This is a genomic window from Thioalkalivibrio sp. AKL19, assembly GCF_000420165.1.
In the GTDB taxonomy this organism is placed as follows: Bacteria; Pseudomonadota; Gammaproteobacteria; order Ectothiorhodospirales; family Ectothiorhodospiraceae; genus Thioalkalivibrio.
On the sequence record NZ_ATUK01000011.1, the window covers coordinates 240,325 to 262,797 of the forward strand.

The window sequence follows — 22,473 nt, forward strand, 5'->3', positions numbered from 1 at the left end:
GCCCCGATCCCGCGCAAAACCGCGAGTATAACCCGCCGTGGCCATCCCGGACATCATTGATCCGCGTGATCCGCGGACTCGCGCAGCAGCAGGTGGTGCGGCCGCAGCCCGGCCAGCCAAAGCGTCGCGGCCAGCGTCGCGGTTCCGGCGAGGATCAACCCCGCGAGCGCCTGCAGGCGCGTATCGATGGACCACTCGGTCCACTGCCCGAACTCCGGCGAGAGCCAGACCAGCACGCCGATCATCGCGGCCAGGCCCAGCGGCAGCCCCAGGCGCAGTCGCCGCAGGCCCGGCCCGGGCTGGTAGATGCCCTCGCGGATCAGCCCGCGGTAGAGCAGCCCGGCGTTGATATAGGCGGAGGCCGCGGTGGCGAGGGCCAGCCCGGCGTGCGCCCCCGGGGTGCCGGAGAGATACCACGGCAGCACGAAGGCGCCGTTCAGCACCATGTTCCAGAGCATGGCGATGATCGCGATCTTGACCGGGGTCTTCGTGTCCTGGCGGGCGAAGAAGCCGGGCGCCAGCACCTTGATCAGGATGAACCCGGGCAGGCCCAGGGCGTAGGCCGCCAGTGCCATCGCGGTCATGTAGGTGTCGAACTGGGTGAAGGCCTGGTACTGGATCAGGGTGGCGAGGATCGGGACCGCCAGCACGACCAGCCCGACCATCGACGGCAGCGCGACCAGCATCGCCAGGCGCAGGGCCCAGTCCAGGGTACGGTTGAAGGCCGCCGGGTCCGCCAGGTTGTACTGCCGCGCCAGGCGCGGAAGGATCACTGTGCCGATGGCGATACCGAACAGGGCCAGTGGGAGCTCCACGAAGCGGTCGCCGAAGTACAGCCAGGAGATCGAGCCGGCGACAAGGAACGACGCGATCAGGGTGTCCACCAGCAGGTTGATCTGGACCACCGAGGTCCCGAGGATCGCTGGCAGCATCAGTTTCACGATCCGGCGCACGCCCTCGTGCGCCCGCCGAAAGCGGGGGCGGGGCAGCAGTCCCGCGCGCAACAGGAACGGGATCTGGAAGGCGAGCTGCAACGCCCCGGCGATGAATACGCCCCAGGCCAGAGCCATGATCGGTTCCTCGAACATCGGCGCCAGCCACAGCGCGGCCCCGATCAGGGCCAGGTTCAGGAACACCGGGGTAAACGCCGGCACCGCGAAGCGCCCGATGCTGTTGAGGATGCCGGCCGCCATTGCGGTCAGCGAGATGAACAGCAGGTAGGGGAAGGTGATCCGCAGCATGGTGGCGGCCAGGTCCTCGCGGCCGGCCTCCTGGGTGCCCAGACCCGGGGCGAATACCCAGATCAGCGCCGGCGCGGCCAGGACCCCGATCAGCGTCACCACAGTGACCACGGTCATCAGGGTGCCGGCGGTGTGATCCAGCAGATCCCGCAGGGCCTCGCGCCCGCGCTTCTCGCGAAACTCCGCGAACACCGGCACGAAGGCCTGGTTGAATGCCCCCTCGGCGAACAGCCGGCGCAGGAAATTGGGGATGCGAAAGGCGACGAAAAAGGCGTCGGTCGCCGGCCCGGCGCCGAAGGTGACCGCCAGCACCATGTCGCGCAGATAGCCCATGATCCGGGAGATCATGGTCATACCACTGACGACGGCGGTGGAGCGAAACAGGCGGTTCATCGCGTGCGTGGGCAGCCTACGGGAAAGCCCCGCAGTGTACTTGAATCATTCCCGTTGAACCCCTGCTCCACCACGAACAAGGGCCAGGTCAAAATCGATTCACAGGAAGACGCGAAGATGGGAAGACAGGAAGGGTTATTGGGTGCGGGCACTGGCTGAGAGCCCGTGGCATGCCCGGACCGTCAGCCCTACCCTGTACGCCCCACCCCAATCCCTCTTCCAACCTTCGCGTCTTCCTGTAAATCGCTTTTGACCTTCTTCGTAGTGGATGCAGAACGCCGGACACGAAAAAGGCCGCCCGGAGGCGGCCTTTTCGGACGGTCCAACGAAGGAGCCGTCAGCCTTGGGAGTGGCGCCTTAGATGGCGGTCACTTCCCCGGCGGCCAGGCCCTTGGCGGTTTCCTGGATTTCAAAGGAGACCTTCTGACCTTCGGCCAGGGTCTTGAAACCCGAACCGTTGATCGCGGAGAAATGGACGAACACGTCCTTGCCGCCATCATCGGGGGTGATGAAACCGAAACCCTTGCTCTCGTTGAACCACTTCACAACACCAGTATTCACAACTTGTAACCTCTTCATGTAACTAACAAATGTGTTCGCGGCATGCTGCCAACAGATCAACGGGAGCACTGGTTCAGAAACTAGAAACTTCCTAGTGTTGTCGCTCAACCACGAATCACGCTTTCGACTATACGCCCCATCCCGGGCAAAATCCAACGCCCCTCCGTGAAGTTTTTTTGGTGCTGCGCCGCGGATTTTCCGCACGCCGGGGGCACCACGAACCGCACGCAGAAGGGGCAGGGCGGTTCACAGGAAGTCGGGAAGGCCGGAAGGTCGGTTGTTTATGGGTGCGGGCAGAGGTCTGGGTGTCGGGACATGCATTGCCCGTCAGCCCCACCCCCTGTGTTCCAGCCCGATCCCCCTTCGAATCTTCCCGTCTTCCTGTTGCCCGCCCTTGAACTGTTGGGTGGCCGGGACGGCTCTGCGTCAGAGCTGGCGGATGTCGACGAAGCTGCCGCGGGTGGTGTGGTGTAGGCGCGGCAGGACGTCGAGGATGGCGCGGGCGGCGCTTTCCGGGTCGGGCATGTCCTGGGTGCCCCGGGCGGCCTTCAGGCGCTGGAGGACCGGGAAGCTCTCGCGGTCGGCCTCTTCGCACAGGTAGTCCTGCATCGCGGTGTCGACCAGGCCCGGAGCGAAGGCGTTGATCGCGGTCTCCTCGGGGAATTCGTGCGCGTAGAGCTGCATCATCATGTTCAGCGCCGCCTTGGACAGTGAGTAGCCGCTCCAGCCGGCGTGCCCGGAGACCGAGGCGCCGGAGGAGATCGCGATAATCTGGCCGACGCGCACCTCGTGCTTCAGCAACGCGTCGAGGATCACCTTGTTGGCAAAGGTGTTCACGTCCATCAGCAGGCGCAACTCGTCCATCGGCGCGTCCTGCATGCGCTGCATGTGGCCCAGCAGCCCGGCGTTGAGTACCACCAGGTCCAGCGACTCCACGCCTTGCAGCAGGCGTTCCATCGCGTCCTCGGCGGCACCGAAATCGCTCAGGTCGACCTGTTCGTCGCCGCTCACCCCGGCCTCGGGGCAGCCGCGCCGGCTGATGCCGTAGACGCGGGCGCCCTGTTCCAGCAACACCCGGGTCATCCCCAGACCCAGACCACTGGAATTGCCGGTGACGAGTGCTGAACCAAAACGGCCGTTCTGCATAGCGCTCTCCTTATGAGATTCTGAATGTCCGGATTGTCTACCACGAAGCCCACGAAGACACGAAGAAGGGCAAGGGCGGTTCACAGGAAGACGGGAAGTCTGGAGGGATTTTGGTGGGTACTGGATGGGCGTCCGAGGCATACCCGAGAAGTCCGGCATAGCACTCGCGCTTCATCCCATATCCCTCTTCCGGTCTTCGTATCTTCCTGTGCAAATGCTCTTGATCTGGCCCTGCTTCGTGCCTTCGTGTGCTTCGTGGTGGAATAAAGCGATCTACCCCGGCGTACGGGCGCGTTCGCGCCAATCGCGTTCGAGGTCGGCGGCCGGCATCGGGCGGCCGAGCAGGAAGCCCTGGACTTCGTCGCAGCCCATCTCGCGCAGGAAGCTGTGCTGCTGCTCGGTCTCCACGCCCTCGGCCAGCACCCGCAGCTTCAGGGTCCTGGCCAGGCCGATGATGGCGCGGGTGATGGCCTCGTCGTCCGGGTCGTTGCCGATGCCCCAGGTAAATTCGCGGTCGATCTTCAGCGTGGTCAGGGGCAGGCGGCGCAGGTAACGCAGGGAGGACTGTCCGGTGCCGAAGTCGTCGATGGCCACGGATACCCCCAGGTGCACCAGTCGCTGGAGCATTTCGGCCGCCGCGTCGATGTCCTCCACCAGGACGCTCTCGGTGATCTCCACCTCCAGGCGTTCGGGCGCGAGCCCGGCCGCCTGGAGGGTCTCCAGAATGCGTTCGGGCAGGTTCGGGTCGGCGAACTGCCGGGCGGAGAGGTTGACCGCCAGGCGCAGTGGCGGCAGGCCCTGATGGTCCCACTGTGCCAGCTGCCGGGTGGCGGTGCGCAGGACCCAGTCGCCGATGGGCACGATCAGCCCGGTTCTCTCCGCCAGCGGGATGAATTCGCCCGGCGAAACCATGCCGCGCTCCGGGTGGCGCCAGCGGATCAGGGCCTCGACGCCGACCATGTCGCCACGAATCAGCCCGGTCTGCGGTTGATAGTGCAGTTCGAACTCGTTCTGGCGCAGCGCCGCGCGCAGGCCCTGCTCCAGTTCCAGCTGGGCGCGCGCCTGGGCGTTCAGCTCCCGGGTGTAGAAGCGCAGGGTGTTCCCCCCGGCATTCTTGGCCTCGTGCAGGGCGCTGGTGGCATGGCGCAACAGGTCGTCCTTGCCGCGCGCATCCTGCGGAAACAGGCTGACGCCGACACTGCTGGTCGCGACATGCTGGCCGCCGTCCAGGGCAAAGGGCTCTGCACAATGCTGGAGGATGGTCTGGGCACGTTCGCGGGCCTGGGGCAGACCCTTGATCCCGGTCAGGATCACCGCGAATTCGTCGGCCGCCAGGCGGGCGAGGGCGTCGCGGGGCTGCAGGAGGTTCTGCAGGCGTCCCGCCAGGGCGTTCAGCAGGGCGTCCCCGGTGTCATGGCCCAGGGTGCTGTTGAGCGAGGTGAAGCGGTCGATGTCCAGCAGCAGGACCGCCAGGGATTCCCCATGACGCTCGGCCTCGTCCAGGGTTGTCCGCAAACGGGTGCGCAGCCCCGTCCGGTTGGGCAGGCCCGTCAGGGCATCAAAGTTCACCAGCCTGAACAGGGCCTGCTCGGTCTTCTCGCGCTCGGTCAGGTCCTGGTGGATGCCGAGGATGCGCGCGGGGGCGTCGTCCGCGCGTTCACCCTCGGCCAGCATGTAGCGTTCTTCGCCGCCCGGCAGCAGCAGGCGATGGCGGATGGAGAAGCGTTGGGTCTCGCCATTGGCCAGGCGGAGCAGGGCAAATGCCAGCGCGGCGCGATCATCCGGATGGGTTAATTCCACGAGGGCCTCGCGGGTTATGCTCCGGGGGCGTTCGTCCTGTCCGAACAGCGCGCTTGCCTCCGGCGAGAGCAGGAGGGCGCCGGTCTCGAGATCCAGGTCCCAGTGGCCGATGCGGGCCACGCGCTGCGCGGCCAGCAGACGCTGGTGGCTGTCCCGCAGGGCCTGCTCGGCGCGCATGCGCTCCTGTACCTGGCGAGTCAGCAGGTCGATCGCCTCGCGCAGGTGCTCGGCCTGTTCCGGGGTTTCGTCGCGGTGATCCGGACGCCGTTCGCGCAGGACCACGAACTGCAGCGGATCCCGGGCGTGCTGGCAGGTGCCGATATCCAGCAGCGCGGGCCGGGTCTGGCCGTCCTCGCAGAGCAGGTCAACCGGCTCCCGACGCGGGATCCAGCCCTCTGCCCGGTTGGCCTCGCGCAACCGGTTGTGCAGGTCGAAGGCCGGATCCCGGGACGCGATCAGGCGAGTGAGGTCGCGCCCGTCCAGGCTGTGGGCGGTCGTGCCGAACAGGCGTTCCGCCGCCGGATTGGCGTAGCGCACGGCGCCATCGGCCGCGACGAACACGACCGCCTCGCTGAGGGCATTCACCAGGTCGAGCGGGACGGGTACTGGGTGGGACTCCAGGGCGTAGGTCATGGCGCCTTGCCGCCTCTGCGGTTGGCATCGTGGACGGTGTTCCAGCGGTAGTCCGCTTCCACCAGGTTGCCGCTGCCGAGATAGCGCACCTGCGCGCAGAGCTGGCGCACCAGCGTCAGTCCACGCCCCCACAGACGCCGGTCACCGCGACCCTCCAGGGCGTCCTGGACCTGGTGGTGGTCGAAGCCCGGTCCGCTGTCGCGCACCCGGATGCGGATGCAGTTCTGGCCATCCAGTGGACGGTAACGCAGGGAGATCCCGATCCGGCCGCGGATGTCGCGCAGGGCCTCGCTGCGCTGACGGTAATACTGCTCGAAGCCCTCCACCGTGGCCTTCATGCCGGAATCCAGGCGCAGCACGCCATGCTCGAAGGCGTTGTTGCACAGCTCCGCGATGACGGTCTGCAGGGCCTCGGCATGACCGCCTCCCATGTCTGGCAGCCATTCCAGCAGCTGGGTGCGGGCGGCACCGACCAGGTCGACCTCGGCCAGGCGCTGGTCGCTGGCCTCCAGCGACCAGCGCAGGGTGCCCCGTCGCTCGCGGCTCTGTGGACGCCCGCTCTCGGTCACCACGGCGGGGCTGCAGTCGATGGTGACCAGGGTCATGTCGTCGGCGGGTGTCTGGTCCCCGCAATGCACATCCAGCGCTTCGCGGATGCTGTCGAAGACGGTCCCGGCCGACTCGCTGGCCTGGCAATGGCGAAAGACGGTGGCCTCGCCGAAGGCCGTCCCGGCAATATCGGTGGCCTCCAGCACGCCGTCGCTCACCAGCGTCAGCCAGTCGCCGTCGTCGAGTTCGTAACAACGCGCGCCCGTATCCGGGTCCAGGCGGTCGAGGATGCCCAGCGGCATGGCCCGGGACTGGACGCGCCGGACCCGGTCCTGACCCGTGTTGCAAAGCCATGCGTCCGGCATGCCGCCGTTCCACAGGCGAACCCGCCGCCCGTCTGCGGAGAAGGTGGCGAGCAGGGCGCCCATGAACATCGACGCGGGCAGGAAGTCGTGGAGCACGTGGTTCAGTTCGTGCAGCAGTTCCTGATCGTCCACGCCCTGCTGGGTCAGGGTGTGGAAGGTCTCGCTGACCGGGTAGGTCCCGATGGCCGCGCTCAGGCCGTGGCCGGTGAAGTCGCCCACCAGCACGCGCAGGGCGCCATCGGGCGTGTAACCGGAGAGCACCACGTCACCACTGAACGTGGCGGCGGCGCGACGATACAGCTGCAGCCGGTCCAGGCCGCGATTGCGACGGGTGATGGCGCGCGAGAACAGGCCTTCGGCGGTTTCTTCCTCCCAGTCCTGGCGCGCGCGGGCGCGCAGCAGGGCCTCGTTGCGGTTTCGCAGCCCCGCGTGCAGGTTGCGCAGGCGTTCCATCGCATGGATCTTGGCTTTCAGGATCGCGAGGTTCAGGGGCTTGCTGAGAAAGTCGTCGCCGCCCGATTCGATCGCGCGCAACAGGGCGTCTTCGTCGTCCAGTGCGGTCAGGAAGATCACGGGGATGAAGTGATCGCCCATCTCGGCCTTGATCCGGCGGGTGGCCTGGTAGCCGTCCATCTCCGGCATCATTACGTCCATCAGGATCAGGCCCGGTACCTCTTCCCGGCAGGCCTCCAGTGCGGCCCGGCCATCCGCGGCCTCGCGCACGTCGTAGCCGGCACCCAGCAGCATCATTCGCAGCAGGCGCCGGTTGTGCGGATCGTCGTCGGCGACCAGCACCACGCCCTTGCCGGAGATCAGTTCACCGGGCGAGGTCGGCCTGGATTTCGGGGCGATGGCGGGTTCCTCCACAGGAATGCCTTACTGGATGCGGAAGAGGCGGCCGAAATTGGCGATATCGAGCACCTTGCGTACCCCTTCGGAGGTGCCGCTGATGGTGACGTCCGAGAATTCGCCACCGGCATGCTCGCGCAGCAGGAGCAGCATGCCGAGTGCGGAGCTGTCCATGTACTCGGTCTGCGAGAGGTCCACGGTATAGCGCACGCCGGCCCCGGCGGTGTCGCGGTAGGCGGCACGAAAGTCCTGGTGCTGCTCGAAGTCGAACCGGCCCTTGACCCGGATGCGGACTTCCTTGCCGTCGTCGGAGGTGTGCTGCTCGATACTCATGTGCGGTTCCTGGCGCTGTGACGGGCCTCATGCCCGGTTGAATTTGGATGCGTGCCCCTGTCGAAGAAGGGGGTAGCGTGGTTTCGACGGAAAAGCCTCAAAACAATTCCACGTCGCCCGTGCCCATGTTCTGCTGATCTACTGCGCGGTGGTAGTTCTCCTGGCGGCGGTCGCGCCACTCGCGCACACGGGCGGCCATGGCGTGGGCGTCCTCGGTGGCGCGGGCCTCGTGCAGGATCCCCTGCAGCTCCTGCAGGTGCGCCACGGCCTCCTCGGCGGTGCCGAGTGATTGCCGGGCGATGTCCTCGAACTGCAGGGAGCGGACGGCGGTGGCAACCGCGCTGTTCATGCGTTCGCTCAGCTCGGCTTCCTCGCAAATGCGTGCGTCCAGCTCGTCCGTGGCGCGCTTCGCGTAGTCGAACAGCCGGCCGATGCGCTCTTTCTCGCCCATGCTTTGGTTCATGTCGCGCGACGCCATGTCGTGCACCGTGCCGTGCACCTTGCCAATCGACTCGCGGGCCTGGTCAATCTGCTTGCGGATGTCGTCGTGGAAGGTCGCGGAGCGCTGCGACAGCGAGCGCACCTCGTCGGCCACTACCGAGAACCCGCGGCCGGCCTCGCCGGCCCGCGCTGCCTCGATGCTGGCGTTGAGCGCCAGCAGGTTGGTCTGCCCGGCGATCGCGCCGGCGCTGTCCAGCAGCTTGAACACCCCGTCCATGTGCTGGCTCATGTCCTCCATATGGTGGGCGCTCTCCACGCTCTGGCGGCTGATCTGCACAAGTGTGTCGATGAACATCTGCAGGGTCTCGTCGGACTTGCGGGTCAGTTCGGTGATGACCTCGGCATGCGTCATGTCCTCGCCATCCTCGCCGTCGGCGGCGGTTCTGCGGGTCATCAGCTCCATCTGGCGTCCCGCGATCTCGTGCATCTCGTTGAAGCTGGAACCCAGCTCCTGCACGGCGTCGGCGATCAGCCCGCGCTGGCGGCCGATCTCGCCCTCCAGCTGTTCCAGTTCGAAGCGCATGGCCTGGTCCAGTTCGTCGGAAAGCTCGCCGCCGCCGGTGGGCTGGTCCGCCCCATCGGTCTCGCCCGGCGCATTCTCCCGAGTGTCCCCACGCTGATGGATGCCCTGGGTCAGCAGCGCCGCCAGCCCGGCCAGGATCGCCGCGCCCAGCGCGAGCCACCCGGCACCGTTCAGACCGGCGAGGATCGCCGCGACCAGCAGCAGAGTGGTGAGTGCCAGCGCCATCCCCTTGTGGGTGGTGTCACGCGTCAGCCAGTGCATGCGGTTGTCCATTCCGGTGGCTCCTATTCGCCGGCGGCGGCGTTGCGATGGTCGCGGATCAGCGCGGCGGCAATGCCGCCCAGCGGCAGGACCTGGGCGGCGGCGTCGAGCTTGACGGCCTCGCCGGGCATGCCCCAGACCAGGCTGGTGTTCTCGTCCTGCGCAATGGTGTGGGCCCCGACCTCGCGCAGGGCCTTCAGGCCGCGCGCCCCGTCGTCGCCCATGCCGGTCAGCAGGGCGGCCACAACATTGGCGCCGGCCTGTTCCGCGGCCGAGTGGAACAGCACATCCACGCTGGGTCGATGGCGGTTCACCGGACCGCTGCGGTCCAGGCGGCAGACGTAGCGGGCGCCGTCGCGCGCCAGGCGCAGGTGATAGTCGGTGCCGGGGGCCACATAGGCGTGTCCCGGCATCACGATATCGCCGTCCTCGGCTTCTTTCACGCCGAGAGCGGTGCTGCGGTCCATGCGTTCAGCGAAGGCGCGGCTGAAGCCGGAGGGGATGTGCTGGGTGATCAGGATACCCGGGGCATCCGGCGGCAGGGCCGTGAGCACCTCGCGCAGGGCCTCGGTGCCGCCCGTCGAGGCCCCCAGGGCGATCACCCGGTCGGTGGTACGGAAGCGCCCCGTGTTCGCGGATGCGAGACGTTGGGGAGCCGGGCCCGGGGTTGCGCTGCGGGCCTGCAGGCGGATGCCGGCGGCGGTGCGGACCTTGTCGATCAGGACGTCGGCGTATTCCTGCAGGGCATGGGAGACGTCTACCTTGGGTTTGGTGACAAAGTCCACCGCGCCCACTTCCAGCGCCTCCAGGGTCACATCGGCGCCTTCTTCGGTCAGCGAGGAGACCATGACCACCGGCATCGGGCGCAGGCGCATCAGATTGCGCAGGAAGGTGATGCCGTCCATCCTGGGCATCTCCACGTCCAGGGTCAGTACGTCGGGTTCGTGCTGCTTGATCTTGGTGCGCGCGTCATAGGGATCGGAGGCGGCAGCCACGACCTCGATGTCCGGCGCCTGGGACAGGATCTCCGTGAGCAGCTTGCGGATCAGGGCCGAGTCGTCGACGACCAGAACGCGAATGGGCTTGGCAGTGGCAGACATCTAGAAGAGTTCCACGTCGCCCTGCAGGGGATCGTCCTGCAGACGGCGACGGTAGTCCTGCTCGCGCTCGAGCAGGGTGTTGTTGTGCAGGGACACGAGCTTCTTCACTCGTACTCGCCCGCTGGCGGGGAAGAACACGACCTTGCGCGGCCACGGCCCGCCGATGTCCTCCGCGACCAGTTCCAGGTTCTCCTCCCGCACGAAGCGGCGCAGGAAGGCGATGTTGCCGGCACCCACGTCGGTCATCCCGGCCATCACCCGGCCGCCTCCGAACATCTTCACGCGCAGGTCGTCGCGTTCGGCCCCAAGCTTGAGCAGTTCGTTGATCAGGAACTCCATCGCGTGGGTGCCGTAGCGCGTGGCATTGGACACGGCCGGTCCCCAGCCGCTGTCGCGGGCGCCGTCCGGCAGCATGAAATGATTCATGCCGCCGATCCCGGCCGCAGGGGACCAGACGCAGGCGGAGACGCAGGAGCCCAGTACCGTGGTGATCAGCTCCGAACGCGATACCGAAACGTAGCATTCTCCAGGTAGCAGTTTCGCCGCCGGGCAGGCATGTACCCGATCCCAGTAGCGGTTGATATGCGCGAACGCGTTGTCGTGCAGGTCCGGCAATGCGGCCATCAGGCGGACCTCCGGTACAGGGTCTGCTCCAGCAGGCGGAAGTCCTCGGTCACCCGGAACAGCGATTCCGAGTGGCCAATGAACAGGTAGCCCCCCGGGCGCAGTAGCTGGGCGAAACGTTCCACCAGCTGCTTCTGGGTGGGCTTGTCGAAATAAATTAGCGTGTTTCGGCAAAATATGACGTCAAGCGGCCCCTGGATTGGCCACGCGTCGAACAGATTCAGGCGCCGGAAATGCACCATCGACCGCAATTCGTCGCGAATCTTCACCTTGCCCTCGTTGGCACCGCGGCCACGCAGCAGCCAGCGCTGCTGGCGCCCCCCGGGAATTCCGGTAACCCGGGCGGCGTCATACACCCCCGCATCGGCATGTGCGACCACCCGCGAGTCGATATCCGTGGCCAGGATGCGGGCGCCTTCCGGCGCCCCGAGGGCCTCGGCCAGCGTCATCGCGATGGAATAGGGCTCCTCACCGGTGGAGCACCCGGCCGACCAGATCTTCAGCGGCCCGGCGGGATTGCGCTTGCGCATCTCGTCCAGCACCGGCCCCCCCAGCATTTCGAAGTGGTGCGGCTCGCGAAAGAAAGCGGTCAGATTGGTCGTCAGCGCATTCACGAACTCCTCGAGCTCGTCCTCGTCGCCACCTTCCACCCGATCCAGATAGGTGTCGAAGGCCTCCAGGCCAAGCGCGCGCAACCGCCGCGAAAGCCGGCTGTACACCAGATCCTTCTTGCTGTCGTTGAGCATGATCCCGGTGCGTTCCTGCGTCAGACGCACAACGCGCCGGAAGTCGCGCTCGCTCAGCCGATCGGAGGTGGCCATTCGGCATCAGCCCCCCGTTCTCAGAACTCTTCCCATTCTTCGGAGGCCTCCTGGCGCGAGGTCGCCGGGGCCGGGCGACCGGTGGGGCTGCCACCGCTGGCAGACGCCGGGCGCTTCAACCCGGTCGTGCCACCCGCCGCCCTGCCGGCGGTCGCGGAGGGCCGAGCAGTCGGCTGCGGCGCCGCCTGGCCGGCTGCCGACGCCTGGACACCTTTGAAGAAGCTCATCATTTCGAGGAGCTCGCGCGACTGGTCGTCCAGCGACTCGCTGGCGGCCGCGGCCTCCTCGACCAGCGCGGCGTTCTGCTGGGTCACTTCGTCGAGCTGGGTCACGGCCTTGTTGATCTCGTCCAGGCCGGTGGACTGCTCCTCGCTGGCCGCGGCGATCTCGGCAATGATGTCGGAGACCTTCTTCACCGAATCGACAATGTCCTCCAACGCCTTGCCGGAGTTGTCGACCAGCTTGCTGCCCTCGCCGATGCGCTCCACCGAGTCGTTGATCAGGGTCTTGATCTCCTTGGCGGCCTGGGCGCTGCGCTGAGCCAGGTTGCGCACCTCGGTGGCGACGACCGCGAAGCCGCGGCCCTGTTCGCCCGCACGGGCGGCCTCGACCGCCGCGTTGAGCGCCAGCAGGTTGGTCTGGAACGCGATCTCGTCGATCACGCCGATGATGTCGGCGATCTTCTTCGACGACTGGTTGATCTCGCCCATCGCCGAGACCGTCTTCTGGACGACCTCGCCGCCTTCCTGCGCCTTGTCGCGTGCGGCGGCGGCCAGCTGATTGGCCTGCCGGGCGTTGTCGGCGTTGGACTTGACGGTGGAGGTCATCTCCTCCATCGACGAGGCGGTCTCCTCCAGCGAAGAGGCCTGTTCCTCGGTGCGCTGGGACAGGTCGGTGTTGCCCTGGGCGATCTCGGCGGAGGCTGAACGCACGTTGCCAGCCCCTTCGAGGATCTGCCCGACCAGATTGTCGAGGTTCTCCAGCGTGGTGTGGATGGCGTCGCGAAACTCGGCGAACTCGCCCTTGAAGTCGCCCTCCAGGCGCCCGCTCAGGTCGCCCTCGGCCATCGCCTGCATTACCCGCGAGCCCTCGCGCAGCGGGCTGACGACTGCGTCCAGCAACTCGTTCACGCCTTCCGCGATGTTGCGCGCAAAGCCCTGGTACTCCTCGGGTGCCAGGCGTTCGCCGAGGTTGCCGGCCGCGGCATCCTTGATCAGCGCGTCAATGGCGTCCTCGGCCCGGCGCATCTCGGTGATGTCGCGCCACTCGACCATGTTGCCGGCATAGTTTCCGTCGGCATCAATGATGGCGGTAGCGTTCAGATTGAAGTGCAGGTCCGCGACCTGAATGTTGGCCTCGTACGGCAGGCGGGCGGGGTTCTGCAGGATCGCCCGCTGGTGCGTCGGGTCCTTGTGGAACTGGTCGATCGACTGGCCGATCAAGTTGTCCGGATCGAAGCTCGGGAACTCGCGGCGCAGCACGTCGCTGCGGCTGCGCAACAGGCGGATCACGGAGGGGTTGGCATAGACGATGTTCATGTCCGGGTCGCACATCATCAGCGCGGTCTGCGAACTCTCCACCGCTGCGCGCATGCGCGCACGCTCCTGCTCCACACGTTCCTGTTCGGTGGTGTCCTGCCACTCGACCATGTTGCCCAGGTAGTTGCCGGCATCATCCAGTACTGCCGTCGCGTTCAGCCGGAACTTGAGGTCGGCCACCTGGATGCGGGCCTCGTAGGGCAGATTTGCGGGGTTCTGCAGGATCGCCCGCTGGTGTGTCGGGTCCTTGTGGAACTGGTCGATCGATTGCCCGATCAGGTTGTCCGGGTCGAAGCCCGGGAATTCCCGGCGCAGGGTGTCGCGGCGCTTGCGCAGGAGCTCGACCACCGCCGGGTTGGCGTAGACGATGTTCATGTCGCTGTCGCACATCATCAGCGCGGTCCGGGCACCTTGCACGGCGGCACGCATGAAAAGGTTGTTTTGGTCGCTGCCGGTGTCGGTTTGTGGATTGGCTGCCATGGGGGTGTCCTCGCTTTGCTTGTTCGTCTGACGCGGGGCCGGCGTGCGGCGCCGCGTGGATTTGTTCGTTTTAGGTGCCGAGGCCGTTTCCGGACCGGGCGGGGGCTTGGGTACAGCTGTGTCGGCCGGAGGGTGGTCGTCGGTCGAGGTATCGCTGCTGCTTGGCTCGCCCCGCTCACTGGATGCATCTATCCACCCCAGGGGGTCGTTGCCCAGTTTGTTGCGCTTGCGTGTCGTCATGGCCCGTTCTCCCTGGCGCGAGGCTCAGGCGTGTGCCGCCGTCGGGCGGGTGTCAATTTGTGGCCCGGCCGCGACCAGGTCGGCGGCCAGTTGCTGGAAGTCGGTGGCCGCGCGGTGGCGCGGCTGGTATTCGAAAATCGTCTGCCCGAAGCTCGGGCTTTCCGCCAGCACCACCGTTTCGCGGATGGTGGTGGGCAGCAGGGCATCGGCGAAGTGCTCGCGGATGCGATCGCGCACCTCGCGGGCGTGCCGGCGCTGCTCGACGAAACGCGACAGCACGATCCACTTACGACGGGCCGTGCCCAGACGCGCCTCGATGCCCTGAAGGATGCGCATCAGACGCGACAGGCCATTCAGGGCGAGGAAGTCGCCGGCCACCGGGATCAGCATCTCGTCGGCCGCGATGATCGCGTTCATGCCCAGCAGTCCAGCCGAGGGCGGGCAGTCGATCAGCACGAAATCGAATGGCTGTTCCACCGCCTCGAGGGCCTTCTTCAGTCGCCAGCCACGCTCGGCTCCGCCTTCGTTCAGGTTCTCGACGTCCTGAAGCTGTTCCCCGGCGGCGACGATCTGCAGGCCGTTGCCGGCCTCGCTGAAGGCATCCTCCAGGCGTGCGCCGCGCTGCAGGACCTGGTCCAGTCCGGCGGGATCTTCCAGGCCGAAGGCCATGGACAGGTGGCCCTGCGGGTCGGCGTCGATCGCCAGCACGCGATGCCCGGCCAGGGCCAGGGCATGCGACAGGTTCAGGGTCACGGTCGTCTTGCCGACGCCCCCTTTCTGATTGATCACCGCGATCGTCCGCATGATTCCGTCGAGGGACCGGGCTACGCCGGTGCGCCTTCCGCGATGGCATCCTCGCTGGCGATCAGGCCCGGGCCCAGCAGGGTGTCGATGTCCAGCATCAGGATCATTTTTTCGTCGATGGTCGCCAGGCCGCGCACAAAGTCGATGCCGATGCGCGAGTTGAAGTCCGGGGCCGGCTGCAGGTCGTCGGCGCCGATGCTGTAGACCTCGGATACCGCATCCACGACCACACCCATCACCCGCTCGCGGTCCTCGTTGATCACCCGCAGCATGATCACCACGGTGGTCGGACCGTATTCCATCGGCTCCATGCGGAAGCGCAGGCGCATGTCGATGATCGGTACGATCATGCCGCGCACATTGATCACGCCGCGGATGTAGTCCGGGGTATTGGGCAGCGGAGTGGGCCGCTCCCAGCCCTTGATCTCCTGCACCCGCAGGATGTCCACGCCGTATTCTTCCTCGGCCAGGATGAAGGTTAGGTACTGGTCCTCGCCGGCGGTGGCCGGGTCGTGGATGGACTGGGTTGCGTCGTTCGCCATGGTGCTTGGCTCCTTGGAGTTCAGGCTCAGGCCGCGCGGGTGTCGCGCCCGGCGGCCATCCGCGCGATCCCCGCGACATCCAGGATCAGGGCCACCTGGCCGTCCCCGAGGATGGTCGCGCCGGCGGTGCCGGGGACCTTGCGGAAATTGGTTTCCAGCGTCTTGATGACGACCTGTTGCTGGCCGAGCAGGTCATCCACCCGCAGGGCTACCCGCTGGTCGTCCGCCTCGGCGACCACCAGCAAGGCGCGCTCCGGAAGCGGGCTGGGCTCGGCGCGACCGAACAACGCCGCGAGGTCGATGATCGGGATGTACTCGTCGCGCAGGCGATACAACGGCAGCTTGCCAAAGGCCTGTTTCACGCTTTCCGGAAGGGTCTGGAGGGACTCCACGATCGCGATCAGCGGGATCACGAAGGTCTCGTCGCCGACCTTCAGGAGCTGGCCGTCCATGATCGACAGCGTCAGCGGCAGGCGGATGGTCAGGCGCGAGCCCTTGCCGGGCTCGGACTCCAGCTCGACGTTGCCGCCCAGGCCGCGGATGTTCTTCTTCACCACGTCCATGCCGACGCCGCGGCCGGAGAGATCGCTGACCTGGTCCGCGGTGGAAAGCCCCGGTTCGAAGACCAGTTGCAGGATCTCGTGGCGGTCCAGCTGCTGGTTCGGACCCACCAGCCCGGTGTCACGGGCCTTGGCCAGGATACGGTCGGCATCCATGCCCTTGCCGTCGTCGCGGATCTCGATGATGACGTTGCCGCCACGGTGATAGGCCTCCAGGGTGACCTGGCCGGTCTCCGGCTTGCCGGCCGCCGCGCGCGCCTCGGGCCGTTCGATGCCGTGATCCACGGCATTGCGCACCAGGTGCACCAGGGGGTCGCCCAGGTGCTCCATCACGGTCTTGTCGATCTCGGTGTATTCGCCCTTCAGGGTCAGCTCGATCTGCTTGCCGAGTTGCCCGGAGATGTCGTGTACCAGCCGCGGGAAACGGTTGAAGACCTGCGCGATCGGCACCATGCGGATGCCCATCACGCTCTCCTGCAGCTCGCGGGTGTTGCGTTCCAGTTCGGCCAGGCCGGTGCGCAGGCGCTCGATCTGCGCCTCCATCTGCGACGGATCTTCCTCGAGCTGCTCGCTGATGTCGGTCAGCATCGACTGGGTGATGACCAGCTCGCCGACCATGTCGATCAGCGCATCGATCTTGCCGGTGTTCACCCGCATGGAGCTGGATTCGGCCCCGCGAGCGCTGCCCCCGCTGCCCTTCGCTGCGGTCTCCGGCCGGGCGGGCGTATCCGCGGCGGCTCCGGGCTCGGGCGCGGACGACTCGTCGGGAGCGACCGGTGCGGCCTCGAGGGGTTCGATGACGAGATCGCATTCGTCCTCGACCCACTCGAAGACCTCCTCGATCTGGTCGCCGGTGGCGTCGCCTTCCAGTTCCAGGGTCCAGGCGAGATAGCAGTCCTCCGGATCGAATGCCTCCGCGCTGTCGGGCAGGCGATCGGTCTCGCAATGCACGGTCAGCCGGCCGAGTTCTGCCAGGACCTCGAACATGCGCAGGGGGTCGTTGCCGGTGCGCATCAGGTCCGCATAGGGGCGGAAGTGAATCCGCCAGCCGCGCGGACCATCGTCGTTGCCGTCGCCGGGGCCTTCTTCCGATCCATCACTCGGCGCAGGATCCCGGGGCGGGGCGGCGTCACCCAGGTGGGCTTCGATCAGGGTGCGGACCTCCGCAACCTCGGCGGCGTCCGCCTCCCCGCCGTCGCGTGCGGCGTGCAGCTGGGCGCGCAGAATGTCCACTGCCCGCAGGAGAAGGTTCACCGTTTCCGGTGCCGCATCCTGTTCGCCATTGCGCATCCGGTCGAGCAGGGTCTCCACACCGTGGGTGAACTCGGAGATCGCGCCGAATCCGAACGTGCCGGCCCCACCCTTGATCGAATGGGCGCAGCGAAAGATGGTATTCAGCGTCTCCGGATCGCCGCCATCCAGCGCCAGGAGCTCGGTCTCCATGCGCTCCAGCCCCTCGAAGCTCTCTTCGAGAAAGGCGTCGACGAACTGGGCCATGTCGATGGACATGACTAGCGCAGCACCCGGTTCACGGTGTTCATCAGCTGATCCGGGTCGAACGGCTTGACCAGCCAGCCGGTGGCGCCGGCCGCCTTGCCTTCCTGCTTCTTCTCCGGCCCGGCCTCGGTGGTGAGCACCAGGATGGGGGTGAACTTGTAGTCGCCCAGTTTGCGCAGTTCCCGCGTCAGCTGCAGGCCGTCCATAGTGGGCATGTTCACGTCGGTGATTACGAGATCCGCCTTCGCGCCCTGGGCCTTGCTCAGGCCGTCCTTGCCGTCGCGCCCCTCCACGACCTCGTGTCCGGCCTGCTTGAGGGTGAATGCGACCATCTGGCGCATCGAGGCGGAATCGTCCACCACCAGAACCTTAGCCATTGATCTCTCCTGAATCCGTGTTGTGTTGTCCGGCACTCGCGGCGGCCCAGTCCGCGCCGAGCGCCTGGAAGGCCTGCGCGAGGACGGCGCTGGCGCCGTCGATTAAGAAGGCCTGCGTCTTGCGTGTCGCCGTGTGGCGGGCCATCAGCAGCACCTGCACACCGGCGGCGTCGATATCGGCCACGGACGCTGCGTCTACCCGAAGGTTCTCGCCGGCATCCAGTGCCGCGCGCAGCTCCTGCCAGCAGTCGGCTGCGGTGTCGATGCGCAGGCGTTCCGGGAGCGCAATGGTGGTCATCGGCGTTACCTTTCCGTGAATTAGTGCTCACTGTACAGGATATGTACAGGTATTCGCCAGCCATTCGTAAAAAACTTGTACGGCTGCCGGAGGGAAAACTTGAGGACGGATTCAGAGGTAGATGCCGGCCGAGGCCTGGACTTTTGCCGCACCGGTGTGACCAGATGCCGTTTCTGTCCCCGCGAGGCCGCATTTTCCATGAGCCATTCGACCCCGGTGAGGTGCTGAGATGGAGGCGCGTTCGCTCTACCGCCTGTCGACTGACCCGGACGCTCGCCGTGCGGTCGAGGCCTGGTTGCGGGCCGCTGCGGTCCGGGATTCGGTCCTCTGGGTGGGGGGGCATGCTCCCGAGGGGCTGCCGCACGTGGCCCCCGCGCAGGCCGGGCACTGGCTCGGGCACGAGGTGCAGGCCCTGGTGTTCGAGGCCGGCGAGCCGCTTGCTGTGGATGCGCTGGTCACGGCCGCGGGGTTGCTGCGCGGCCGTGGCACCCTGGTGATCCTCGACGGAGTCACCGGTGATGGCGTGTTTGCCCGGCGCTGGCGGGCGGCACTGGCCGAACCGTGGATACAGACGATCGGTTCACCATCGATGGACCGGTTGCCCCCCGTGCCGGCAGCAACGCCGGCCCCGTTCGCCTGGACACCGGATCAGCGGGTTGCGCTGGACCGCCTGGCGCGGCTGGAGACGGGGGAGTGCCTGGCGCTTACAGCACCCCGCGGGCGCGGCAAGTCGACCTTGCTGGGGGAATTCCTGGGCATGGCGCTGGCGAGGGGTGAAGCCGGTATCACGCTGACCGCCCCGGGTTCACGGGCCGTGGACGCCCTGCTGGCACGTGCCCGGCAGTGGGAGAATGCCGCGGATCGATGCTACCGGGCCCCCGATCGCCTGCTGGACGACTCCGTGCGGCTGGATACCCTGATTGTCGACGAGGCGGCGAACCTGCCGGTGGAGCGCTTGCTGCGGCTGGCCCGCCGGGCGCGACGCCTGGTGCTGGCGACCACGACCGGCGGATTTGAGGGGAGCGGGCAGGGCTTCCGGTTGCGTGCCCTGCCGGCGCTGGAGGCCGCGGGGTTTCGGGTGCGGACGCAGGCGCTGGATACCCCGGTGCGCTGGGGCCCTGGGGATCCGCTGGAGGACTGGCTCAATCGGTTGTTCCTGCTGGAGGCCGAGAGCTTGACGCCGTCCGTCCAGGCCGTCTGCCTGCGCTGGCGCATGGGCGCGGCCTTGGCGAACTTGCCGCAGACCCTGGAGGCGGTCACGGGCTTGCTGGCGGATGCGCACTACCGCACCCGGCCCTCGGATCTTGCCCGCTGGCTGGACGACCCCGGGGTTCGGGTGTTGTGCATGGAGGGAGCGGGCGACGGGGCGCTGTTTGGCGTGGCCCTGATCCAGGAGGAGGCTGGCCTGGAGCCGGCCCTGGCCGAAGCGGTCTGGGCGGGCGAACGGCGCCCGCAGGGACATTTCCTGCCTTGCACCCTCGCCGCGCGGGGCGATTTTGACCTGGCGTCGGCAGCTGCCTGGCGCATCCAGCGTATTGCGGTACACCCCCGCTGGCAGGGGCGGGGGCTGGGCGGCCGATTGCTGCGTGCGGTCGCGGACCGGGCCCAATTCGAAGGCATGGGGCTGCTCGGCGCCAGCTTCGGTCTGCAGCCCGCACTGCTGCGTCTCTGGCGGCGGGCGGGCTACGGCCTCGTGCGCGTCGGCACCCAGCCGGATGCGGCCAGCGGCCAGGTCAGCGGCGTGGTCCTGCGTGCGGTGGCGCCCGCATTGCAGCCCCGGCTGGAGGCGACATGGGAGGATTTTCGGCGCGACTGGCCCGTCTGGCATCGGCGATTCCTGCCCGCTGCAACCGCTGCCATGGTCGATGCGGTGCTGGCGTCACCCGCGGGTGATTCGGCTCGCGTGGACGCGCCGGTCGACCCGGCCGCGGACCGGGCGGAGGTGCGGGCCTTTGCCGAGCGCGCGCGGCCGCTGGAGTGGGTGCTGCCCGCGTTGCTGCGGCAGCTGGCGGCGTCCCCTCCGGTGGAGCCGGAAGGCCGGTTGCTCGCCGCGAGCCTGACCGCGCCGATCGACTGGCCCCGGCTGGCGCGCGAACTGGGGGTGTCCGGGCGGCGCGGGGTCACCCGCAGGCTGCGTCGCGCCGCCCGGACCTGGCTGGAACCGCAGGGTCGCTGACGCCCAGGCCTACAGGCGGAACTGGGCCAGCGCCTGCTGGATCTCCTTCTCCACCTGCTTGAGTTCGTCGGAGGCGGCGCTGACGCGGTCGGCGGTGTTGGCCGACTGATCCGCCTCGTCGGAGATCTGCACGATGTTGCGGTTGATGTCCTCGACCACGGTGCTCTGCTGGCGCGAGGCGACCGCGATCTGCTCGGTCATCTCCACGATGGTGGTGACCGACTGGCGGATCTGCTGCAGGGCCCCGTTGACCTCGGAGGTGTGCTCCATGGTGTTCTCGGCCTCCTCCTGCCCGTTCTGCATGGCCTTCACCGCACTGTCGGTGGCGGACTGAAGGCGGGCGATCATGGTCTCGATCTCGTCGGTGGATTCCTGGGTGCGGGTGGCCAGCTTGCGCACCTCGTCGGCGACCACGGCGAAGCCGCGGCCGTGCTCGCCGGCCCGGGCGGCCTCGATGGCCGCGTTCAGGGCCAGCAGGTTGGTCTGTTCGGCGACGCCGCGGATCACTTCGAGGATGGTCCCGATCTGCTTGGAGTCCTCGCCCAGCTTGGCCACGGTACCGGCCGCCTGTTCGACGGTTCCGAGCAGGGAGGCCATGGACTCGATGTTCTTGCTCATCACCTCGGAGCCGTTGTTCACCGCATCCCCGGCCTCCTGGCCGGCCTGGGAGGTCGCGTCGGTGTTGCGCGCGATCTCCTCGGCGCTGCTTTGCAGTTCGTTGATCGCGGTGGCGACGCGTTCCGTCTCGTCGCGCTGGCGCGAGACCGCTTCGCGGGCCTCGTAGGCCTCCTGGTTCAGATTCTCGGTGGCCCGGTTCAGCGTCTCGGTGCTGCCCCGGGCGTTGCCGATGGCCTGAGCGATCTTGTCGGTGAAGCGGTTGAAAGCGCGACCGAGCTGCGCGGTCTCGATCAGCCCGTTCTCGTCCAGCCGGCGGCTCAGATCTCCATCGCCGTCGGCGATCTCCTCGAGCGCCGCCGTGGAGTGGGCCAGGGCGCGCCGCACCACCAGGATGATGAACACGGCACCGGCCAGGCCCAGGATTACCCCGATCAGGGCCAGCACGCCCTGGGTGGTCTGGGTGGCGCGCATGTCGGCGGTCAGGGCGGCGGCGCTGCGCTCGGCGCGGGTGGTGATGCGATCGCTGAGCCCCTGCAGGTGGTCACGGGCCTCGACCAGTAGCGGACCAATCTCGGTGCGGATCAGGTACGCGTCCTGCAGGGCCTGTTCGCTGCCGTGGATCTCGATCAGGTCGTCCAGGGCGGCGTTCTGGATCTCGAGGGCACCCTGGAAATCCTCCAGCGCGATCTGCTGCTCGAAGTCCAGGTCATCGAACTGTTCCATCAACTGTGCGCTGATGTCGTTGGTGCGGGTGGAGAACAGGCGCACGTTCTCGCGAAACGCATCGTCGCGGAAGGCGATGAAACCGCGCAGGTTCGACGTGACCTGAACCACCGACATGCGCAGGTCGTGCAGGGTGTCAAGACGGTCCCAGGAGCGCTGGAAGCGCGGCAGGGCCATCTCGGCATCGATCATCATGTTGGTCTGCTGGGTCATCTCGCGACTGGCGGGGTTGGCCCGGGCATTGGCAATCCCCAGCGCCGGCATGTTCTCGGCGGCGTTCTCGGCGACCTCGACCAGGCGCTCATCGAAGCTGGCGAACTGGTCCACCAGGCGGCGCACCTCGGTCGCGCTGGCGGCGAGTTCCTCGTCCGCCGCGATCACCGGGTCCTCGTTCAGCGCGCGGGTGGCAGCATCAAGCTCGCGCATCGCGTTCTGCCAGGCATCGCGGTGCGACTGCTCCTCGCTCATCAGATAGAAGCCGAGGAATGCCGCGCTTTCCTGCAGCAGCTGCTCGACATCATTGACGCGGGCCACGGCCGGGTAGTCCGCCTGGGTGAGCTGTTCGACCCCCTGGCTACCCGTACTCATCGCGCGCAGGGCCAGCAGGGAATTGATGATCAGGATGGCGACTACCAGGCCGAAGCCGGCGATCAGCAGCCCCCGGATGGAGAGTTTGTCCAGCATGCGATGACTCCTTCAACGCGCCTTGTGTCCGGCGCTTCGCGAACCGGTCGCGGTCACAAGCACCGCGAGCCCGAAAGGTGGCTATTCAACCCCTGTTACGGCAGGCCCCGGGCAGAGTTGAGCGTCGATGGAACACGGATCCATTTATGCGCTTACGCCCGAGTCCCTGCCTTGCATCGTTTTGAGGTGGGTATGCCGGGTTCCCCGGTTCCACGTTGCGTTCCGGTAATCCAGCA

General features: G+C 67.3%; 17 protein-coding genes and 2 pseudogenes. 1 reads left to right on the forward strand and 18 read right to left on the reverse strand.

The window, feature by feature from the left end; genetic code table 11:
* Positions 1–53: 53 nt before the first annotated feature.
* The 17 genes and pseudogenes from murJ to F817_RS0106195 all read right to left on the reverse strand — a co-directional run bounded on the left by murJ (position 54) and on the right by F817_RS0106195 (position 18,036).
* Positions 54–1,634, reverse strand: a complete 1,581-nt coding sequence (gene murJ, locus F817_RS0106120; RefSeq protein ID WP_017941996.1) for a murein biosynthesis integral membrane protein MurJ — start codon at positions 1,632–1,634, stop codon at positions 54–56.
* Between the two features lie 357 nt (positions 1,635–1,991).
* Positions 1,992–2,195 (reverse strand): cold-shock protein, encoded by a 204-nt coding sequence (locus F817_RS0106125; protein WP_018873518.1) that lies wholly within the window; start codon positions 2,193–2,195, stop codon positions 1,992–1,994.
* 426 nt (positions 2,196–2,621) lie between these two features.
* The gene (locus F817_RS0106130) at positions 2,622–3,341 is read right to left on the reverse strand and encodes an SDR family NAD(P)-dependent oxidoreductase (RefSeq protein ID WP_024326819.1); all 720 of its coding nucleotides are present in this window, start codon (positions 3,339–3,341) and stop codon (positions 2,622–2,624) included.
* A gap of 273 nt (positions 3,342–3,614) precedes the next feature.
* Complete coding sequence (locus F817_RS0106135) at positions 3,615–5,774, reverse strand: bifunctional diguanylate cyclase/phosphodiesterase (RefSeq protein WP_024326820.1); 2,160 nt, start codon at positions 5,772–5,774, stop codon at positions 3,615–3,617.
* Positions 5,771–7,555 carry a SpoIIE family protein phosphatase gene (locus F817_RS0106140; RefSeq protein ID WP_024326821.1) on the reverse strand — a complete coding sequence of 595 codons (1,785 nt, stop codon included), beginning with the start codon at positions 7,553–7,555 and terminating at the stop codon, positions 5,771–5,773. The genes F817_RS0106135 and F817_RS0106140 overlap by 4 nt, the downstream gene beginning before the upstream one ends.
* A gap of 9 nt (positions 7,556–7,564) precedes the next feature.
* Positions 7,565–7,870, reverse strand: coding sequence for an STAS domain-containing protein (locus F817_RS0106145; protein WP_024326822.1), 306 nt, complete (start codon positions 7,868–7,870; stop codon positions 7,565–7,567).
* 97 nt (positions 7,871–7,967) lie between these two features.
* Complete coding sequence (locus F817_RS0106150; protein ID WP_024326823.1) at positions 7,968–9,167, reverse strand: methyl-accepting chemotaxis protein; 1,200 nt, start codon at positions 9,165–9,167, stop codon at positions 7,968–7,970.
* 11 nt (positions 9,168–9,178) lie between these two features.
* The gene (locus tag F817_RS0106155) at positions 9,179–10,255 is read right to left on the reverse strand and encodes a chemotaxis response regulator protein-glutamate methylesterase (RefSeq protein ID WP_024326824.1); all 1,077 of its coding nucleotides are present in this window, start codon (positions 10,253–10,255) and stop codon (positions 9,179–9,181) included.
* Positions 10,256–10,879, reverse strand: coding sequence for a chemoreceptor glutamine deamidase CheD (gene cheD, locus F817_RS0106160; protein WP_024326825.1), 624 nt, complete (start codon positions 10,877–10,879; stop codon positions 10,256–10,258).
* Positions 10,879–11,700: a protein-glutamate O-methyltransferase CheR gene (locus F817_RS0106165; protein WP_024326826.1), complete on the reverse strand. Its 822-nt coding sequence runs from the start codon at positions 11,698–11,700 to the stop codon at positions 10,879–10,881. Before F817_RS0106165 ends, cheD begins: the two co-directional genes overlap by 1 nt.
* Before the next feature lie 20 nt (positions 11,701–11,720).
* Complete coding sequence (locus tag F817_RS0106170) at positions 11,721–13,958, reverse strand: methyl-accepting chemotaxis protein (RefSeq protein WP_024326827.1); 2,238 nt, start codon at positions 13,956–13,958, stop codon at positions 11,721–11,723.
* Between the two features lie 24 nt (positions 13,959–13,982).
* Positions 13,983–14,762: a ParA family protein gene (locus tag F817_RS0106175; protein ID WP_024326828.1), complete on the reverse strand. Its 780-nt coding sequence runs from the start codon at positions 14,760–14,762 to the stop codon at positions 13,983–13,985.
* A 20-nt stretch (positions 14,763–14,782) separates the two neighbouring features.
* Positions 14,783–15,304, reverse strand: a complete 522-nt coding sequence (locus F817_RS0106180) for a chemotaxis protein CheW (protein ID WP_024326829.1) — start codon at positions 15,302–15,304, stop codon at positions 14,783–14,785.
* Between the two features lie 26 nt (positions 15,305–15,330).
* Positions 15,331–16,917: pseudogene (locus tag F817_RS0106185) on the reverse strand (chemotaxis protein CheA); the annotation flags it as partial.
* 74 nt (positions 16,918–16,991) lie between these two features.
* Positions 16,992–17,373, reverse strand: a pseudogene (locus tag F817_RS14830) (Hpt domain-containing protein); the annotation flags it as partial.
* Between the two features lie 2 nt (positions 17,374–17,375).
* Positions 17,376–17,738, reverse strand: a complete 363-nt coding sequence (locus F817_RS0106190) for a response regulator (protein ID WP_024326831.1) — start codon at positions 17,736–17,738, stop codon at positions 17,376–17,378.
* Positions 17,731–18,036 (reverse strand): STAS domain-containing protein, encoded by a 306-nt coding sequence (locus F817_RS0106195; protein WP_024326832.1) that lies wholly within the window; start codon positions 18,034–18,036, stop codon positions 17,731–17,733. The genes F817_RS0106190 and F817_RS0106195 overlap by 8 nt, the downstream gene beginning before the upstream one ends.
* A gap of 229 nt (positions 18,037–18,265) precedes the next feature.
* On the opposite strand from F817_RS0106195, the gene F817_RS0106200 reads away from it, so the two are divergent.
* Complete coding sequence (locus F817_RS0106200) at positions 18,266–20,212, forward strand: GNAT family N-acetyltransferase (RefSeq protein WP_024326833.1); 1,947 nt, start codon at positions 18,266–18,268, stop codon at positions 20,210–20,212.
* Between the two features lie 9 nt (positions 20,213–20,221).
* Here the strand turns inward: F817_RS0106200 and F817_RS0106205 are convergent, their stop codons facing one another.
* Entirely contained in the window at positions 20,222–22,237 is a 2,016-nt protein-coding gene (locus tag F817_RS0106205) for a methyl-accepting chemotaxis protein (protein ID WP_024326834.1), read from the reverse strand.
* Positions 22,238–22,473: the final 236 nt, after the last annotated feature.

Coding starts and splice junctions, on each gene's coding strand:
- F817_RS0106135 (WP_024326820.1), bottom strand. CDS start 5,774: ATGACCTACGCCCTGGAGTCCCACCCAGTACCCGTCCCGCTCGACCTG.
- murJ (WP_017941996.1), bottom strand. CDS start 1,634: ATGAACCGCCTGTTTCGCTCCACCGCCGTCGTCAGTGGTATGACCATG.
- F817_RS0106150 (WP_024326823.1), bottom strand. CDS start 9,167: ATGGACAACCGCATGCACTGGCTGACGCGTGACACCACCCACAAGGGG.
- F817_RS0106170 (WP_024326827.1), bottom strand. CDS start 13,958: ATGACGACACGCAAGCGCAACAAACTGGGCAACGACCCCCTGGGGTGG.
- F817_RS0106175 (WP_024326828.1), bottom strand. CDS start 14,762: ATGCGGACGATCGCGGTGATCAATCAGAAAGGGGGCGTCGGCAAGACG.
- F817_RS0106205 (WP_024326834.1), bottom strand. CDS start 22,237: ATGCTGGACAAACTCTCCATCCGGGGGCTGCTGATCGCCGGCTTCGGC.
- F817_RS0106145 (WP_024326822.1), bottom strand. CDS start 7,870: ATGAGTATCGAGCAGCACACCTCCGACGACGGCAAGGAAGTCCGCATC.
- F817_RS0106190 (WP_024326831.1), bottom strand. CDS start 17,738: ATGGCTAAGGTTCTGGTGGTGGACGATTCCGCCTCGATGCGCCAGATG.
- F817_RS0106200 (WP_024326833.1), top strand. CDS start 18,266: ATGGAGGCGCGTTCGCTCTACCGCCTGTCGACTGACCCGGACGCTCGC.
- F817_RS0106165 (WP_024326826.1), bottom strand. CDS start 11,700: ATGGCCACCTCCGATCGGCTGAGCGAGCGCGACTTCCGGCGCGTTGTG.
- F817_RS0106155 (WP_024326824.1), bottom strand. CDS start 10,255: ATGTCTGCCACTGCCAAGCCCATTCGCGTTCTGGTCGTCGACGACTCG.
- F817_RS0106180 (WP_024326829.1), bottom strand. CDS start 15,304: ATGGCGAACGACGCAACCCAGTCCATCCACGACCCGGCCACCGCCGGC.
- F817_RS0106195 (WP_024326832.1), bottom strand. CDS start 18,036: ATGACCACCATTGCGCTCCCGGAACGCCTGCGCATCGACACCGCAGCC.
- cheD (WP_024326825.1), bottom strand. CDS start 10,879: ATGGCCGCATTGCCGGACCTGCACGACAACGCGTTCGCGCATATCAAC.
- F817_RS0106130 (WP_024326819.1), bottom strand. CDS start 3,341: ATGCAGAACGGCCGTTTTGGTTCAGCACTCGTCACCGGCAATTCCAGT.